We start from the raw sequence: 15,902 nt of genomic DNA, 5'->3' as shown, positions 1-15,902 counted from the left end.
TGAGACGAGTGTACGGAGCCGTTTAGCGCCATGCGGAAAGAGGCTGCGACCGCCGGTGAGAATCTTATATTGAAAAACGACATAGATCAGAATGACACGCTGAAAATTAATAAAGCGCCTAACTACTAGGCTTTATTAATTTGAATAGCATCAGCCTAATACAAATGTCCAAGCTTGCCCGACTTGGTTGCTAGGTATTTTGCATTGTGGGGGTTTTGTCCAGTTTGCAGAGGCAGGCGCTCAACCACCTCTACGCCCTGATCGGTAAGCGCACTCACCTTGCGTGGGTTATTGGTCATTAATCGCACTTTGCTAATGTGCAGGTGTTCGCACATTACCGCCAACAAACTGTAGTCGCGCATGTCTGCACCAAAGCCCAACTGCTCGTTCGCTTCAACAGTATCGGCCCCAGCATCTTGGAGTTTATAAGCGCGAATCTTATTCAGCAGGCCAATGCCACGACCTTCTTGCCGCAAATAGAATAGCGCGCCAGTGCCCTGCTCCGCGATTTTCTCTAGAGCTGCACGTAATTGTGAGCCGCAGTCGCAACGCATGCTGAATAGAGCATCGCCCGTCAGGCACTCTGAATGCACCCGCGCCAGCACAGGCTCACCATTGCCGACGTCGCCAAGGGTAAGAACGACGTGCTCTTTACCGTTATCGGTGTCCTCAAAACCATGAATATCAAACACCCCCCATGGGGTGGGAAGTTTAGAGGCTTCTATAAAACTAACTGCCACGGGTATCTCCACGAGCAAAACCGGTGGCGCATTTTATCAGCACCGCGGCCGCGAGGCGACTATTGCGCCAAGAATCCTTGCAAGCAATATTAGTAACGTGGCGTAAGAACCAAAATATTGTCGCGCTCTTGCAGATCGACATGCTCTAAAAAGCTCATTCCCAGCAGAATCAGCTGGGGATCATCGCCCTCAATCACCACTGCGGCGACCTCTTGGGTCTTGATATTACCGATTTCTACCCGCCTCAAAACGATACTGAAGGCCTTTCTTACTCCGCCGGCAGTCGCCACCGAGGTAGGCCTGCCATCTAAATAAGAAATTCCCAACTGATCGGCCTGACTAGCGCTCATCGCCACCGATGTTGCGCCGGTATCGACTAGGGCATCAGCACTGCGGCCATTAATGGTGACGCGGGTGCGATATTGCTTGCGATTGTCCTTGTGCAAAGACACCGAAGCTTGTGAGGACTCGCGATAAATAGTGCCAATCCGATTGCTCAGAGTCAGGGTTTTGCGCTGACCATCAAACTCTATCACCGCCTCTCGGGGTGTCGCAGACACCAGCAATAATCCAGACGTATCTCGCTGACCGGCTCTAAGAAATTGCTGACGACCGTCAATTTCTAGTAGGGCCGCCTTTTCGAATAGCCCGCGCACCACTATCTGCGCAGGCGCGGCCTGCAAGGTAACACTTAACATAGCGAGCAACACGCCCGCCATAAAACGCGAGGTCACGCCGCCGTCTCGTGCATCGCCATCAGCTCAGCCACCACCGCTTCGGGGTTGTCTGCTTGGGTAATCGCACTGACCAACGCCACGCTACCCACCCCCGTCGCCAATACGTCTTTGGCGCGTTTGAAATCAATACCGCCAACCGCCGTTAGGGGATAATCTGCCGACAACATCCCCACCCAACGTCGCAATTGCGGCACACCTTGGGGCGTCCAAGGTATATTTTTATCAGCAGCAGCGTATATTGGCCCAATGGCAATATAGCTGGGCCGTAAACTGTGGGCTCGCGCAACTTCATTATAAGTATGAGTAGTGATACCCAGGCGCAGACCAGCATCAGCTATCGCGGTCATATCGGCAAGATCCAAATCTGCCTGCCCCAAGTGAACCCCATAAGCGCCTTCGCTAATAGCGAGCTGCCAGTGATCATTAATCAAAACCCGGGCATTAAACTGCTTACCCAAAGCGACAGCCTCGCGCACCTCTTGCTCCAGCGCTTCGCCGCTTAAATGTTTCACTCGCAACTGAATGGTCTTCACCCCACAGGCTAATAACCGTGAAACCCACGCGGCACTATCCACTATCGGGTATAAACCCAAGCCACCATCACAGGATGCAAAGCTCAGACGGCGGCCATGGTCCGGCAAATGACGACTCAAACTAGGTAGATCAGCCAACCGCTGCGGCCAACCAATATGACCAACCGAGCCGGGGCCGCCGCCAAGTTGCACCGACATCCGCAAGCCTTGGCTCACATAGGCTTTAGCGATCACCATGGCGTCGCGCAGGGCGTAACCGCGAGCCACCGCCGCCGCAATCGCCGACGATAAAGTACAGCCAGCACCACGAGTATTGAGAGTGTCTATATTTGGGCCGCTAAGCCAAAACCCCTGCTCGCCGTCAGTCCAATAATCATGACGTTCATTATTGCGCGCATTTGAATGACCACCAGTAAGCAAGACTGAGCGCGCGCCCAGCGCGACAATATCAGCCGCTGCCCGCTCCACGTCATCGAGGCTATCGATAGATCGATTCAAGAGGCTCTCTGCCTCATGCAGATTCGGTGTGAGCAAATCAGCGCGGGGCAGTATTTTTTCTATCAACATATTGCAAATGCCTTCAGGCATTAGCTCGCCATCAATACTAGACGACATAACCGGGTCGCACACTACAAAGCCTGGAAAGGTCTCTAGATACTTGCTCATCATCGCAACGACCTCTTCCGAGGCCAACATCCCGAGCTTAATAACATCGGCTTGGAGATCACTATCTAGGGCGTTAATTTGCGCTGCAAGTGTGCGCCGCGGCGTGACAGAAACATGACCGACGGCAAAGCTATTTTGCGCAGCAATGGCAGTGATGACCGTACAGCCGTGCACGCCAAAATCATGAAAGGTTGCCAGATCGGCCTGAATACCTGCGCCACCGCCTGAATCCGAGCCGGCGATACTCCAAGCAATAGGTTTTCTACGACTTGCCATAAATTCTCAATTCTTTAGGTGCGACTACCGTGAGTATAGCGGAGGCTGGCAAAGGCGACAGAGCGCGAAGGAAATATATAAGCAGAAGACCCAATCATCAAACTCGGCGTTAACAATCGGCGAACAGTCCAGCCGGTTAACACCCTAGCGTTTAGTAAATAGAAGCGCGGTCAATTAAACCCGCGCCCTGAAATTAAAACCGGAAATGGGCCATCAAACCAAAATGATTACCATCCACTGTTACGGAATTAAACGAACCGGGAGTATCATAATCAATCAAGGTGTAGCGAAGCCCAAGCCACAGCCCCTTGCCGACTAAATAATTGTATTCAAAAAGAAAGCCCACTGCAGGGTCAAAATTTAGGGAATCTCGCCTTCCACCATCTGCTTTTACCTGCGCTGTTGGCGACAAATGAACCGTAAAGCCCGCCCCGTAACGATGTTTTTCTCCTTGGTCAAAAAAGACTAATTCAATGGGGTAGCGCTCGAATGTGGCCTCACCATTTTCAGCATTAATACTATCAAAATGATAATTCGCTGTTAACTGAACCGCCAGTTCTCCGTCCGCAGATACAAACTCGACCCCAAAACCTAATAGAAACGCGCCTCCGGCTTTTAACTTGTCCTTATCGCCATTCTCAAATTCTACTTCTACTAGGGTATCTCCACCGCTTGTATAGCCTGCCGTCACCAAGGGACGAGCTGAAAAGCCTCCCTCTGCTTTAGGCTCCTCAGCCTGAGCACCCAAACTCCATAAGGCGGCTAAGCACATTAAAACCAAACTAAAAAAACTACGCGACATATATCATCGTCCCTACGTTATAAATTAAATTCCTTTTAAATGCTGATTAGCTGAACACAGCCTACCGCCTTGCTAAACACCACGTCTTATAGCGCAGTAATAATCCCGCAAGATAAAGTACAGATCAAGAAAAATTAGGCCCACGAAGATATAAACAAGCAAAGTACAAACGCCAAATTTCCTAGCTCCCTATTTATGCAATACACTAAGCTGAACAGCAGCGAGAATGATTAATGACTACCCTAATAGCAATTTGCGACTTCCTAGCCAAAGAATTCCCACAAAGTCCCTGCTTAGTAGAAGCTATTGGTCCACAGTCAGCCACGGTGCGCTACCAAGTTGACACTCAATCATTGCGCCCAGGTGGCACGGTGTCTGGCCCGGTATTAATGACCACCGCAGATGTTGGCTTATACGCGGCTATTCTCGGTGAGATAGGCATCGTCGCGCTGGCGGTAACCACCAACCTGAATATTAATTTTTTACGTAAACCCAGCGCAGGCAAAGACATCATCGGTGAGTGCAAGCTCATCAAAGTGGGACGCCGATTAATTATTGGGGAAGTGGCATTATATTCTGAGGGCGATGATCGCATGGTCGCTCACGCGGTGGGCACCTACGCTATTCCCAGCTAGTAAGGGCTAGTCTCTACGCTATGCAAAAGCGCCCACGCAACCATCGAATAAGAGCTTAACGCCCACCACAAACAAAAAGAAATAGCAGATGCGGTAAATCGTCTGCTCACTCACCTTGTGCAATAAGTAAAACCCCAGCCGCACACCCACTGGAGCCAAGGGCATTAACACTGCTGCGGTAAGTAAATTGGTGTGATCAAAGCTGCCCTGCAAACTATAGGGTACTAGCTTAATGACATTTACCACGGCAAAAAATATCGCCATGGTGCCCATCAATAAAGACTTTTCCATACGCTGCGGGAGCAAGTACATATTCACCGGCGGCCCACCGGCATGAATACCAAAGCTGGTAAAACCAGCGACCGCTCCCCAAAACCCACCGCGAATAATACTTGGCCCCTGCGCTGTCACCGGCGGCTTTGTAAGCCAGTAATTCAAACAAAAAATAACTGCAATCAGGCCGATCAAAATCCGAATCATATCTTCAGATAAATAATGAAAACCCAGACTGCCAAGCACAATCCCGATCACCGCACCCGGCAATAAGATTTTTATATTGGGTTTGTCCCACTGGCCACGAAAACTCCACAGCGCTACCGCGTCCATTGCCAAGAGTATCGGCAGCAATATTGCCGCTGCCTGCACCGGCGAAATAGCTAAGCTCATCAGCGGCACCGACACCACCGCAATACCGCCGCCAAATCCACCCTTCGCCATACCAAAAATCAGTATCGCGGGCACGGCACAAAAGTAAAAGAAGGGGTCTACGATCACCAGAATAAAAACCTTATTTAATAAAATCTAAATCATACTTTCGAGTGCGATTTTCACATTAGCACTCTGCCCAAAACCCACGGCGCAAAACCATTTATCGTCTAACACACTGTCTTGTTAATTTTCCTTTTTCTATTATCAGGGCAATCGCACTTTGGGCTTATACCCCCTTCTCTTCAATCACATCGGCATCAAAGAGCGCCTGCAATTCGTCGTGGGCATCGCGCGCACTTTGAATCAGCGCTTCGCGATCATTAAATACCGCGTGCTGCTCTGCCAGCAATTCTTCATCATGACGTTGGAATCGCTGTATACGCGCCTCGGCGCGCTCCGGACTCAAGCCTAATCCCATCAAGGTCTCCCGGCTAATTTCAAGACTGGAATGAAAGGTCTCGCGAATCGGCTTGGCGCCAAGTTCTAATAAGCGATGCACATGGAAGCGACTGCGGGCCCGCGCAATAAACTTAATATGCGGATAAAGACGACTAACCAATTCGGTAATTTTAATATTGGTTTCAGGGTCGTCTGCGGTCAGAACAAAATACTCGGCCTTGTCGGCATCTACCGCGCGCAGTATCTCGGGCCGCAGCGGGTCGCCATAAAATACCGACATGCTATCGATACTGCGGGACAGCTCAATGGTGTCTACCGACAAATCCAGTGCCACAAAGGGCACCCGCTGCGCTCGCAAAATACGCGCAACAATTTGGCCCATTCGCCCCATTCCAATAATCACCACCCGGGGCTCATGGCTTTCTATGTCCTCATACTCCGGCGGTACCGCTTTCGTCGCTACAGGTAAGGGCTTAAGTAGCTTACTCAATAAAATAATCAATAAGGGCGTGACTGCCATAGACAGCGTAATAGCGAGTATCAAGGTGCTATGCAATTCTGTATTCAGCAATTGCTGGTCTTTGGCAATTTGAAATATCACAAAGGCAAATTCGCCGCCGGCTGCCAACACAATACCCAGCTTCAAGGCGCTGCGACGATCCAAGCCACCCAGCGCACTCCCTACCAGCGCTAAAATCGGCAGTTTGATTACCATCAGCAAGGCCGTCAAACCCAGCACGGCCAAGGGCATGGTGACCAATAATTTTACGTCCGCACTCATCCCCACGCTAATGAAGAACAAACCCAAGAGCAGACCTTTAAAGGGTTCTATCTGCGACTCTAATTCATGTCGATACTCGGAATCGGCCAGCAGCAAGCCCGCCAAGAATGCACCCAGCGCCATCGACACGCCCACCGCATCCATCAACCATGCCGTGCCCAACACCACTAATAGGGCAGTGGCGGTCGACACTTCTTGCAAGCCAGTTTTCGCAACCATACGGAAGACTGGCCGCAGCAAATAACGCCCGCCGACAATAACGGCGGCGATAGTCGCCAAAATGCGCAATACCGATGGCGTTGCCGCATCATCTACGCCCATGCCGCCGCTCAATAAAGGCACCAAGGCGATCAAAGGAATCGCCGCAATATCTTGAAATAGCAAAATAGCGAAGGCCAAACGCCCATGAGAACTATTAAGTTGTTTACGTTCGGCCAGGATTTGCAAACCAAACGCCGTGGAAGACAGAGCCAGCCCAAGCCCCAACACCACACTGACCTGCCATGGCTGCGAGAATCCCAAATACGCAACGCCACCTATCACCAAGCCACTTAAGGCAACCTGCGCCAAGCCGACCCCAAATACCGACTTGCGCATTAGCCACAGGCGACGCGGCGACAATTCCAAGCCGATGATAAACAGCAGTAACACCACACCAAATTCAGAAAAGTGCGCTACGTTTTCCGGCTTGTGTATTAACTGCAATGCCGCAGGACCAATGACAACACCCGCAATTAAATAGCCCAATACTGCGCCAAGCTGCAAACGCTTGGCGAGCGGCACCACACACACTGCGGCTAGCAACAAAACCAGTGTTGCCTGCAGCAAGCTACCTTCATGTGGCATACACAACTCCCAACGGTAATACGAACAAGAAAAAGATCTAGTTAACTATCATAGCTACTTAGGCAAGCAAGCGAGTACTTTCACAAATGTGAATTCTACTTGCAGATACTTTAGCACCAGCAAGATACAGGCCTTGAGGCCTAGCGACACGGCAATACGGCAAGAGGTATTAAAGCTAGCACCTGAAGACCGCTGTACTTTAAGCCCAGCCTGGCTCACTTACTTGGGCTGTTTACGCAAAGCATCTTGATGATGAGAGAAGTCCTCACCCTTGGCGAGGCGGTCATAGAGCACAACATTTACAGTGGCCGCCAAATTCATACAGCCATTTGTCGGGATATATACAATATCGTCGCAAAAATCGGTAATCGCTTTTTTCAAGCTGCCATCCTCCGGACCAAAAATATAGAAAGCTCGAGCGGGATGCTTATAAGTGGTGAGTGACTTGGCGCCTTCGATCAGCTCAACCGCCACCGGAACGCAGCCAAAAGGGATCGTATCTTTTAAATCTTTAACGCAGATAAGCGGCAATGTTTCATAGCTTTTTTGGGTGTCGGTGTAAAAGGGCTTGGCGTGGTCGTATCGCGTTCCAGTATAAAACACCGAATTAACACCATAGCAACCGGCAGCGCGCATGACTGCGCCAACATTGTCAGGGGATTTAGGGTTGAACAAGCCAATGCAGGCATAGCTATTTTTCATAGGGGCTACAGATTATGGTTCAGGTATTAATTGTTTATGGATTGTGCCCAGAAAGCAAATACTGCCCGCGCACTTACCCGGCCAATTAAAGATCTGAGTTTGTTATCTGATAGGTTTATGCCGCGCTAATTCGGCGCTCGCCACATACGCCAAAGCGGCGGTGCGTCATCGCCAAAGCTAAATTCCTCGGTGACCACAAAGCCGTGGCGCTCATAAAGTCGCCGATTGGTGGGGGATGACGCCTCCAAATACGCCGGAATGCCCTCACTATCGCAGCGTTCAAGCACCGGCGCCAGCAGCGCCGTGCCAAGCCCCTTGCCCTGCCACTCAGGAATAACCCCCGCAAAAGGCAGGTAAAAATGCGCCTCCTTAGGATGGTTTGCCTCCAGCGCTAATATTGCCGAAACGACTCTGGTAGTCGAGCGGCCAAATACCAAGGCCATACTCGGAAGCAACAGCAATTGCCGCAAGGGACTAATCTCCCAGCCACCCGGAGGTATCCATGCGGCGGCACCCAGCACATTCTCGGTAGTCAGACACTCGCCCAGCGGAAACCACAGCTTGCGAGCCCAGAGATGCAAGCCCTTGGCCAGTAATGCTTGGCGGCGATTATCGTCAGGCAAGATCCATCGAGTAGGCGGGTCATCATTGAAGGCCAGCGCAAGTACCTCAGCGAACCGCCGAAGCTCATTCGCTTTGAGCTTGCGCACAGACCCGAGCTCCAAATTGCGCCGATCTTCAGTCAAAGAAATCGCTGCCGCCATGCTTTTGGACATATTTATTTCCGGTAAAGCGTATATGATGATTTTAATAAAAGAAGAAAAAATATTGGTTTAATTTTTATTAACTAAAAATTATAAAATTAAATATCAAGCTCAGCATTTAGCGCTATTCTATTCTTAACAAGAATTCCATTCTATGAATCACGACTCTAAAAATAGATGCAGTCTAATGTCCGCAGGCGGCACGCCATCATGATTTCAAGGTCTTCGATAAAAGGCCACTCATAAGGAGAGGCCTTTTCTTTGCCGTTATTAAGATTCACACCCTCTTATGGGTGTATTGGTGCTCACTACCAATCGCCTTTATAACTCACTGATAATTTTGGCGTATTCCTCAATCATCGGCATGACAATTTCTGGCTTGTTCCAATTTTGCATACCCACGCCAATATTGCAGCGGCTCACCCCGCAGTCGCGGTAGTGTTTAAGAATATCTGGGGTGACCTCGGCCATTACCACCAAGGTGATTTCAACCTTATCGGGGTCGCGACCGAATTCACTTACCTGCCGCCGAAAGTCTTTAATGGAAGCGGCGACATCGGGCAGGGCAACATCGACCGGCATCCAACCATCCGCCCACTGCGCGGCATGTCTTACGCCCAAAGGGCCCATTGCGCCAAACACCATATCGGGGACGTGCAGTGGCTTGGGTTCAAACCATACCGGATCAAAATCGATAAATTCACCGTGATACTCTGGGGCCTCGTCTCTAAGCAATGCTCGGGTTGCCGCGACGGTTTCCTTCATAGCCAAATAGCGACGCTTCCAGGGCAGGCTAGTGACGTTTTCAAACTCCTCCTGATTCCAACCTACGCCGGTGCCAATAATGACTCGTCCACCCGATAGCCGATCTAGGGTTGCGATGGTCTTGGCCTGAGAAAATAGTTCCCGCTCCATTAAAAGTGCTATGCCCGTTCCCAATTTCAGGGTGGACGTGGCAGAGGCCGCAGCCATCAATGCAATATAAGGGTCCATCATTTCTTTATAGGGTTCAGGTAGCTCGCCACCGGGGGGATACGCAGTTGTGCGACAACGGGGGATATGGCTGTGCTCGCCATACCAAAGCGATTCAAAACCCGCGTCTTCTAGTATGCGTGCCAGTGTTGCCGGATCTTGGTCATTGACGGTGTTCATGGAGCTAAAACCGAGATGCATATGATCGCCTCTTATTGTTATTTCATATGCTTACAGTTTAAAACACCGTTGTGACGGCTTACATACCCCACTTTGATGAGGCTAACAATGAACAGAGCGGTCATGAATAGTGTGCAGTCACTATCGCTGAGGATATTACATTTAGAGGGATTAACAATAGAAGCCGCCTAGCTATTTTGAAGCTACAGCCTAGTCGGCATTCTAATTTTTCACGCAGATTTAAGCGGCCTTAAAAATCGCTTCAGCCTTTACCCACGCGGGCCGAGCACGCAAGCGATTTAAATACGCTTGAATGGCAGGATAGGCAATAAACGCCTTGCCTTTCTCCTGACCGGGAGGCGCAAACATAGGTGATTCCGCCATCATTAAAGGGAAGGCCACCATAATATCGGCACCGGAGAACTCACCGGCAATATAGTCGCGATCAATAAGCAGCTGATTCATATAAGTGAAAACGGTTTTAAACTCGCCGTCACAAAAGCCTTTTAGACCCGCCGAATCTGCCGCTGTCATAGCGCTGAGCATATCAATCATTACCGGCAGCATTAGGGTCGACTCCGCCGCATGCATCCAGTGCAAATAGTCGATATGCGCCGGTGTACCGCGCTCAGGTCGCAAGCGGCCTTCGCCATAGTTATCGATAAGATACTCAACGATGGCCCCAGACTCAGGAATGGTCTGTCCTTGGTCTTCAATCACTGGCGCCTTACCCATGGGGCTGACATCCCATAGAGACTGAGGGGACCGAAAGGTTTTTGGGTTGCGAGTATGGTTTACCAACTCGTATTTTAAACCCAGCTCTTCTGCCAACCAGATACTGCGATCTGAACGAGACATACCCAAATGATGAATTTTTAGCATAAGACTCTCCTCTGTTGTTATTTATTTTTGCCCTAGATCATACATCATCATCTGCAGGTGCTGGCTTAAGCATCGTTGCGTAATGAGTACTCTATCTGAATCAAGCCAAAGGTCTGGCAGGCGGGCCAATGGATGCAGCGATATAACATTAGACGAGGGAATATTAAGAATACGAAGTTTAACAGTCAAAAAATGCCAGCAGCAATCACCCAACGAGAATAGATCAAAGAGCGGTCAAGTTCTCACTAACTCTGTATACGCATCAACCAAAATGTCGTCATAGCATAAGGTACAGCAGACACAGTAAAACTTGTCAGTCAGTAAGAAAATTCAAAGTTATTAGCACAAGAGTCTCTAACTAATTTGATAGAGTAGACCGCGACGAGTGCATAGTGCGCTCCAGATAAAACACACTATGGACTCTATGTAAAATCATACATTCGTCAAAGGCCACGCACTACAGGCCGTTTAGTTCGAATATTGATGATCGCCAGCTCAATTCTCACTAATTATTTACCTGACAAAATTCGAAGTCGCTAGAATCGTTCTCAGGTAACTCTGGCGGAAATTCACTATACGCTGGCGATGAGGCCGGGACTACGGTAACGCTGCAATCCGCCGCAACGAGTAAATCAAATACTGTCCAATAATTAGTTTCTGCAGGAACCTCTCCAGCTGGTGGAACAAAAACACGCGTACCGCTGGGGGTTGTCAACTCAATACGGGCGGGAGACGCGGCAATACCAGGGCGTGAACTAGAATAATTATGGACGAAATAGCGATAGCGGCCAACTCGTGGGCGCAATACTGTAACAACCTCTGGACCATAAGAACTTGTATCATCGACATCTAAATTCGCAAACGGCAATGATTCTAAAGACCCGCTATTTTGATAGGAAATAAAGCCGCCTTCTGGGAGGTACAACCAAGAATCCAGATCGTCGGGAAACTCCCCCCATGTTAATTGTATAGAAATAGGTCTTTGCTCACCGAGTGTAATGGTAGCCAAACACGCATTACTAATATCAAGATCAGAATCATTTGTCGTGATAGCTCGGGTAGACGTAATATCGCCACCACGCTGCCCACGAATCGTCATACTAGAATTTGATCGGACCGGAATCGTAAACACGCCTAAACTATTGGTTGCTGCTTGAGAAGTCCCTGTGTAATCGATCCCACTAGACGTGATACGCACATTAGCTAAACGCTCACCATCTGAGTTTTCAACACAGCCCGTTAACTGGACCGTCTGCAAATAGTCATCCGCATTCCACACTGTAAAATGCTCCACCGTTCCTTCGTAGAAGGACTCACCATCAATCATTTGCAGAGTTGCTGAACCCTCTTCAACCCAACGACCTGTAGCCTCATCAAAGTAAAATAAGGGAATTATTGCTGGCGCGTTACTATTTCTCGAGCTGAGGGGTATCCGAATTGTTGCCGTCGCACCGGGCAACAGATCAACCTCCTCGCCCGATTCAGAAGTAATATTTACTGAAATGGCGCCGAAAGACTCTATCGGCGATGGGCTTTCATTACTGCCAGCAGTGTAATCACCCGGCATATTTGCTGCCGAACTGCCAGGGTCGATATCCGTAAGGCTAACAACAACGGGATTAGACGAATCTATGGAGCCGGGGGGCAACATAACCATAGCAGTGGAATTAGGGATGGACACCTCCCCACCGGTCACGGGATCTATAGTTTTAAAAGCACCGATCGGCACCATTAAAGCTGTAACATCCGTTTGCTCACCATCGGCAATTTCGGTAGGACGAAATGCAGGCTCATAACCAGCAAGCACAAACTGTATTACCGCACGAGCTGACTCGGGGATCCCTGACAACACAAATTCACCGCTGTCATTAGTTTGAGTGCTTCTGCTATTGGATGATACAGTGACATTAGTAAGTGGCTCTCCACTAACGGTATCAGAAACGATACCTGCTACTGCCCCAGTGCGTTGTATTTCTACGACAGGATCTGGGTTGCTGCTATCGCCGCCACCGCCGCCACAAGCGACTAAAAAACTGGAAACCAAAATCAGTAAATACAGCGAAAGTCGTTGCACATTCATACGGATACTTCCTTGTTATGTAATTATTCTCGCAATCCATAGCGAGAGCTTGAGCTAAACCACTCGAATTAGTTGGCCGCTTAAATATAACATCACAATATTCGCTGGTTGTAAACTAACCGGCATAAACTCCAACCTTCCTAAAATTTCACTATTTATTAGAATGAATTAGTGAGCCATGCTCTCTAAGTTTAATGCCAAAAGGGCATATCTAAAGCCCGCGTCGAGGCCGATGCTGTTTTGCGCTCTGGCATTGCACAAGTTAGGGTCACGTATTCTCCAGTTTCAACTGCATGTATAAAAGCCGCGCCACCTGACCTGCACAGCGTTGCCGGCCAGCACAATCCAGCATTCAGTAAAGGACCGTCGTAGGCTTAACTCTAAAGCTGGCAACGCCTAGGATGACTTTCCAATACCTGCGTCAACAATTAAAGGAACTCCGAAATACGGCGCCCAATCTTTATTGAGTTCCGAGTTACAAAGTAACTATCACTGCGCTGGCGACTGCGAGCGCTTTGCCCCTAGCTTCTTCGATATCGCCGCCGCGCGCCAAGCCCACGCCCATACGGCGCTTGCCGCTCACCTCTGGTTTACCGAATAAGCGCAGCTGGGTATCGGGCGCTTCAAGCGCAAACTCAAGATTGCCAAAAGTGACCCGCTTAGATTCACCTTCCACCAAAATAACAGCGGAGGCCGATGGACCAGTTTGATGAATATTGGGGATAGGTAAACCGAGGATAGCCCGAACATGAAGAGCAAATTCTGAGAGGTCTTGGGATATCAAAGTAACCAGACCGGTATCATGCGGCCGCGGCGAGACTTCACTAAAGATAACCTCATCGCCTTTAACAAACAGTTCAACACCAAAAAGACCCCAGCCGCCCAGCGCAGTGGTGACTTGTTCGGCAATTTCTTGTGAACGCTGCAGGGCTTTTTCAGACATAGGCTGCGGCTGCCAAGATTCCTGATAATCGCCGTCTTTTTGCAAATGACCAATCGGCGCGCAGTAACTGGTGTCGGTGTCTTCATGAGCGCCGCGATGGCGAATAGTTAAAAGGGTGATCTCGTAATCGAAATCCACAAAGCCTTCAATAATTACTCGGCCCGCACCGGCGCGACCGCCTTCTTGCGCGTAATTCCACGCCGCATCCACATCCGTTAAGCGCTTTACTAAACTTTGACCTTTGCCTGAAGAACTCATAATAGGCTTGATAACACATGGCAAACCGATCTCGGCAATGGCGAGATCAAACTCTTCCTTGCTGTCTGCAAAGCGGTAGCTAGAGGTCGGTAATTCCAGCTTTTCTGCGACCAGGCGACGAATACCTTCGCGGTTCATGGTGAGCTGTGCTGCGCGGGCGGTTGGCACCACATTAAAGCCCTCGCGCTCTAACTCAACTAGGGTGTCTGTGGCGATCGCTTCAATTTCTGGCACGATATAATCAGGCTTTTCCAATTCGATCACCCGGCGTAATTCTGCGCCGTCTAACATCGAAAAGGTGTAACTGCGATCTGCCACCTGCATGGCAGGCGCGTTCTCGTAGCGATCGCAGGCAATCACTTCTACCCCTAGACGCTGTAATTCAATCGCGACTTCTTTACCCAACTCCCCTGCGCCACATAGTAAAACCTTACATGCTTTGCTGCTAAATGGCGTGCCTAAAGTAATCATACTATTCCTCTTAAAATTTAATGACGCCACGCGTCAGTATCTCTCGCGAAAAAGATCTGGGATTAAGTTAATACAAAGCACAACTGCAAAATTAAAAATGCGTATACGCCGGCCAATACATCGTCAATCATAATACCGAAGCCACCGTGTACTTTGGCATCCAATACTCGAATCGGCCAAGGCTTCCAGATATCAAATAGGCGGAATAAACCGAAGCCCAAGGCCACCCAGAAAATATTGGGCGGAACCAAAAACAAAGCAATCCATACACCGACAAATTCGTCCCAGACAATGCCGCCGTGATCGTGCACACCTAGGGCTTTTGCCGTTTCGCCACAAAAATACACCCCCGCTGCAAACGCCAGTAGCAGGGCAATAATATAGTTGGCTGGTGACAAGTGCTGAAGTAAAAACCAAAACGGCAGCGCCGCTAGAGTACCAAAGGTTCCCGGCGCCTTTGTGGCCAAGCCACTCCCAAAACCTACCGAAAGCAGATGCACAGGATTTTTTAATAGTGAAACTGGAATTTTTGTAGCCATAATTTAAGGAGCCAAATTTTAAAAATGTTGGTAACCATTAGCGGGTGAATACACTTTATTTTGCGCATCTATGCAGCGCAGTCCATGACCCACCTCAATATAACCTATCTCGCTTAAAGCCAAATCTAAACTAGCACTTAAGAATGCCACATCTGCACGACGCGATGCCGGCACCGTAAAACAAAGTTCGTAGTCATCACCGCCGCTCAGTGCAGCGTCAAGCGCAGAGCCATGATTAAGCAGCGCCGCCGACAAGGGCAGGTCTTGCACGCGCACAACGCCGGCAACACCACTGGCTTTCAAAATATGACCTAAGTCTGCCGCTAAGCCATCGGAAATATCGATAGCGGCAGTAGCAAGATTACGCAAGTTCTGGCCCAAGACCAAACGCGGTGTTGGCGCGTGGTAGCGCGCCAAAAGATCAGCTTGATCTGCCTGCAGCTCGGCAGGCTCGGTATTTAAAAATGCCAAGGCTGCGCTGGCGTCACCCAGGCTACCAGACACATAAATGACATCGCCGACTTGAGCGCCATTTCGCAATAGCGCTTGGCCAGCAGGGGCAGAACCCATTACCTGCAAACTTAAACACAGGGGGCCACGGGTCGTGTCGCCACCCACTAAGACCATGCCAAATTCGGCAGCGGCGTCGGCCAGCGATACAGAAAAAGCGCTTAGCCAATCTTCATCAACAGTGGGTAGCGTTAGCGCCAAAGTAAAAGCCAGTGGTGATGCACCGCTGGCAGCCAGATCGCTGGCGCAGACCGCAAGTGCGCGACGGGCGAGTAATGCCGACGAATAATTAACAGGGAAATGAACCGACTCGACCAAAGTGTCTACCGACAGCAGCAGCTCGTGACCAACAGCTAGGGATAACACCGCGCAGTCATCGCCAATACCACAGCGAACTGCGCTGGTGCCGGCGCCAATAATTTTACCGGCGCCTTCACGAAAGTAACGTTGAATTATGTCGAATTCTGATACCGGCATA

The 15,902-nt window shown here is 49.7% G+C and carries 15 protein-coding genes; 1 reads left to right on the top strand and 14 read right to left on the bottom strand.

The features are described from left to right. Positions 1-155: 155 nt before the first annotated feature. The 4 genes from ribA to AB4875_RS03660 form a co-directional block, all read right to left on the bottom strand. The gene (ribA, locus tag AB4875_RS03675) at positions 156-740 is read right to left on the bottom strand and encodes a GTP cyclohydrolase II (protein ID WP_368374695.1); all 585 of its coding nucleotides are present in this window, start codon (positions 738-740) and stop codon (positions 156-158) included. A gap of 89 nt (positions 741-829) precedes the next feature. Next, the gene (locus AB4875_RS03670; RefSeq protein WP_368374694.1) at positions 830-1,474 is read right to left on the bottom strand and encodes a TIGR02281 family clan AA aspartic protease; all 645 of its coding nucleotides are present in this window, start codon (positions 1,472-1,474) and stop codon (positions 830-832) included. Beyond that, entirely contained in the window at positions 1,471-2,952 is a 1,482-nt protein-coding gene (gene thiD, locus AB4875_RS03665) for a bifunctional hydroxymethylpyrimidine kinase/phosphomethylpyrimidine kinase (protein ID WP_368374693.1), read from the bottom strand. The genes AB4875_RS03670 and thiD overlap by 4 nt, the downstream gene beginning before the upstream one ends. A gap of 193 nt (positions 2,953-3,145) precedes the next feature. Next, on the bottom strand, positions 3,146-3,754 hold the full coding sequence (locus AB4875_RS03660) for a hypothetical protein (RefSeq protein WP_368374692.1): 609 nt from the start codon (positions 3,752-3,754) through the stop codon (positions 3,146-3,148). Positions 3,755-3,987: 233 nt separating this feature from the next. On the opposite strand from AB4875_RS03660, the gene AB4875_RS03655 reads away from it, so the two are divergent. Next, the gene (locus AB4875_RS03655; protein ID WP_368374691.1) at positions 3,988-4,389 is read left to right on the top strand and encodes a PaaI family thioesterase; all 402 of its coding nucleotides are present in this window, start codon (positions 3,988-3,990) and stop codon (positions 4,387-4,389) included. An 18-nt stretch (positions 4,390-4,407) separates the two neighbouring features. Here the strand turns inward: AB4875_RS03655 and AB4875_RS03650 are convergent, their stop codons facing one another. From AB4875_RS03650 to thiL, 10 genes are all read right to left on the bottom strand, one after another. Then, positions 4,408-5,163, bottom strand: coding sequence for a sulfite exporter TauE/SafE family protein (locus AB4875_RS03650; RefSeq protein ID WP_368374690.1), 756 nt, complete (start codon positions 5,161-5,163; stop codon positions 4,408-4,410). 160 nt (positions 5,164-5,323) lie between these two features. Beyond that, positions 5,324-7,123 (bottom strand): monovalent cation:proton antiporter-2 (CPA2) family protein, encoded by a 1,800-nt coding sequence (locus AB4875_RS03645; protein WP_368374689.1) that lies wholly within the window; start codon positions 7,121-7,123, stop codon positions 5,324-5,326. Positions 7,124-7,342: 219 nt separating this feature from the next. Next, entirely contained in the window at positions 7,343-7,825 is a 483-nt protein-coding gene (locus AB4875_RS03640; protein WP_368374688.1) for an RNA methyltransferase, read from the bottom strand. A 125-nt stretch (positions 7,826-7,950) separates the two neighbouring features. Next, positions 7,951-8,601 carry a GNAT family N-acetyltransferase gene (locus AB4875_RS03635; RefSeq protein WP_368374687.1) on the bottom strand — a complete coding sequence of 217 codons (651 nt, stop codon included), beginning with the start codon at positions 8,599-8,601 and terminating at the stop codon, positions 7,951-7,953. Between the two features lie 309 nt (positions 8,602-8,910). After that, positions 8,911-9,762 carry a TIGR03619 family F420-dependent LLM class oxidoreductase gene (locus AB4875_RS03630; RefSeq protein ID WP_368374686.1) on the bottom strand — a complete coding sequence of 284 codons (852 nt, stop codon included), beginning with the start codon at positions 9,760-9,762 and terminating at the stop codon, positions 8,911-8,913. 219 nt (positions 9,763-9,981) lie between these two features. Further along, on the bottom strand, positions 9,982-10,623 hold the full coding sequence (locus tag AB4875_RS03625; protein WP_368374685.1) for a glutathione S-transferase family protein: 642 nt from the start codon (positions 10,621-10,623) through the stop codon (positions 9,982-9,984). Between the two features lie 505 nt (positions 10,624-11,128). Further along, entirely contained in the window at positions 11,129-12,703 is a 1,575-nt protein-coding gene (locus AB4875_RS03620) for a carboxypeptidase regulatory-like domain-containing protein (RefSeq protein ID WP_368374684.1), read from the bottom strand. Between the two features lie 475 nt (positions 12,704-13,178). Further along, entirely contained in the window at positions 13,179-14,375 is a 1,197-nt protein-coding gene (gene purT / locus AB4875_RS03615) for a formate-dependent phosphoribosylglycinamide formyltransferase (RefSeq protein ID WP_368374683.1), read from the bottom strand. Between the two features lie 62 nt (positions 14,376-14,437). Beyond that, positions 14,438-14,914 (bottom strand): phosphatidylglycerophosphatase A family protein, encoded by a 477-nt coding sequence (locus AB4875_RS03610; RefSeq protein ID WP_368374682.1) that lies wholly within the window; start codon positions 14,912-14,914, stop codon positions 14,438-14,440. An 18-nt stretch (positions 14,915-14,932) separates the two neighbouring features. Beyond that, positions 14,933-15,901: a thiamine-phosphate kinase gene (thiL, locus tag AB4875_RS03605; protein WP_368374681.1), complete on the bottom strand. Its 969-nt coding sequence runs from the start codon at positions 15,899-15,901 to the stop codon at positions 14,933-14,935. Position 15,902: the final 1 nt, after the last annotated feature.

Source organism: Zhongshania sp. R06B22, assembly GCF_040892595.1.
GTDB classification, from domain to species: Bacteria; Pseudomonadota; Gammaproteobacteria; order Pseudomonadales; family Spongiibacteraceae; genus Spongiibacter; species Spongiibacter arctica.
Note: the sequence above shows the minus strand (reverse complement) of the source record. Positions and strands in the feature narration are given on the sequence as shown.

Excerpts from the sequence above, each read along its gene's own strand:
- AB4875_RS03630 (WP_368374686.1), bottom strand. The coding sequence starts at position 9,762 with ATGCATCTCGGTTTTAGCTCCATGAACACCGTCAATGACCAAGATCCG.
- AB4875_RS03610 (WP_368374682.1), bottom strand. The coding sequence starts at position 14,914 with ATGGCTACAAAAATTCCAGTTTCACTATTAAAAAATCCTGTGCATCTG.
- purT (WP_368374683.1), bottom strand. The coding sequence starts at position 14,375 with ATGATTACTTTAGGCACGCCATTTAGCAGCAAAGCATGTAAGGTTTTA.
- AB4875_RS03625 (WP_368374685.1), bottom strand. The coding sequence starts at position 10,623 with ATGCTAAAAATTCATCATTTGGGTATGTCTCGTTCAGATCGCAGTATC.
- AB4875_RS03640 (WP_368374688.1), bottom strand. The coding sequence starts at position 7,825 with ATGAAAAATAGCTATGCCTGCATTGGCTTGTTCAACCCTAAATCCCCT.
- AB4875_RS03655 (WP_368374691.1), top strand. The coding sequence starts at position 3,988 with ATGACTACCCTAATAGCAATTTGCGACTTCCTAGCCAAAGAATTCCCA.
- thiD (WP_368374693.1), bottom strand. The coding sequence starts at position 2,952 with ATGGCAAGTCGTAGAAAACCTATTGCTTGGAGTATCGCCGGCTCGGAT.
- AB4875_RS03635 (WP_368374687.1), bottom strand. The coding sequence starts at position 8,601 with ATGTCCAAAAGCATGGCGGCAGCGATTTCTTTGACTGAAGATCGGCGC.
- AB4875_RS03645 (WP_368374689.1), bottom strand. The coding sequence starts at position 7,123 with ATGCCACATGAAGGTAGCTTGCTGCAGGCAACACTGGTTTTGTTGCTA.
- thiL (WP_368374681.1), bottom strand. The coding sequence starts at position 15,901 with ATGCCGGTATCAGAATTCGACATAATTCAACGTTACTTTCGTGAAGGC.
- AB4875_RS03620 (WP_368374684.1), bottom strand. The coding sequence starts at position 12,703 with ATGAATGTGCAACGACTTTCGCTGTATTTACTGATTTTGGTTTCCAGT.
- AB4875_RS03660 (WP_368374692.1), bottom strand. The coding sequence starts at position 3,754 with ATGTCGCGTAGTTTTTTTAGTTTGGTTTTAATGTGCTTAGCCGCCTTA.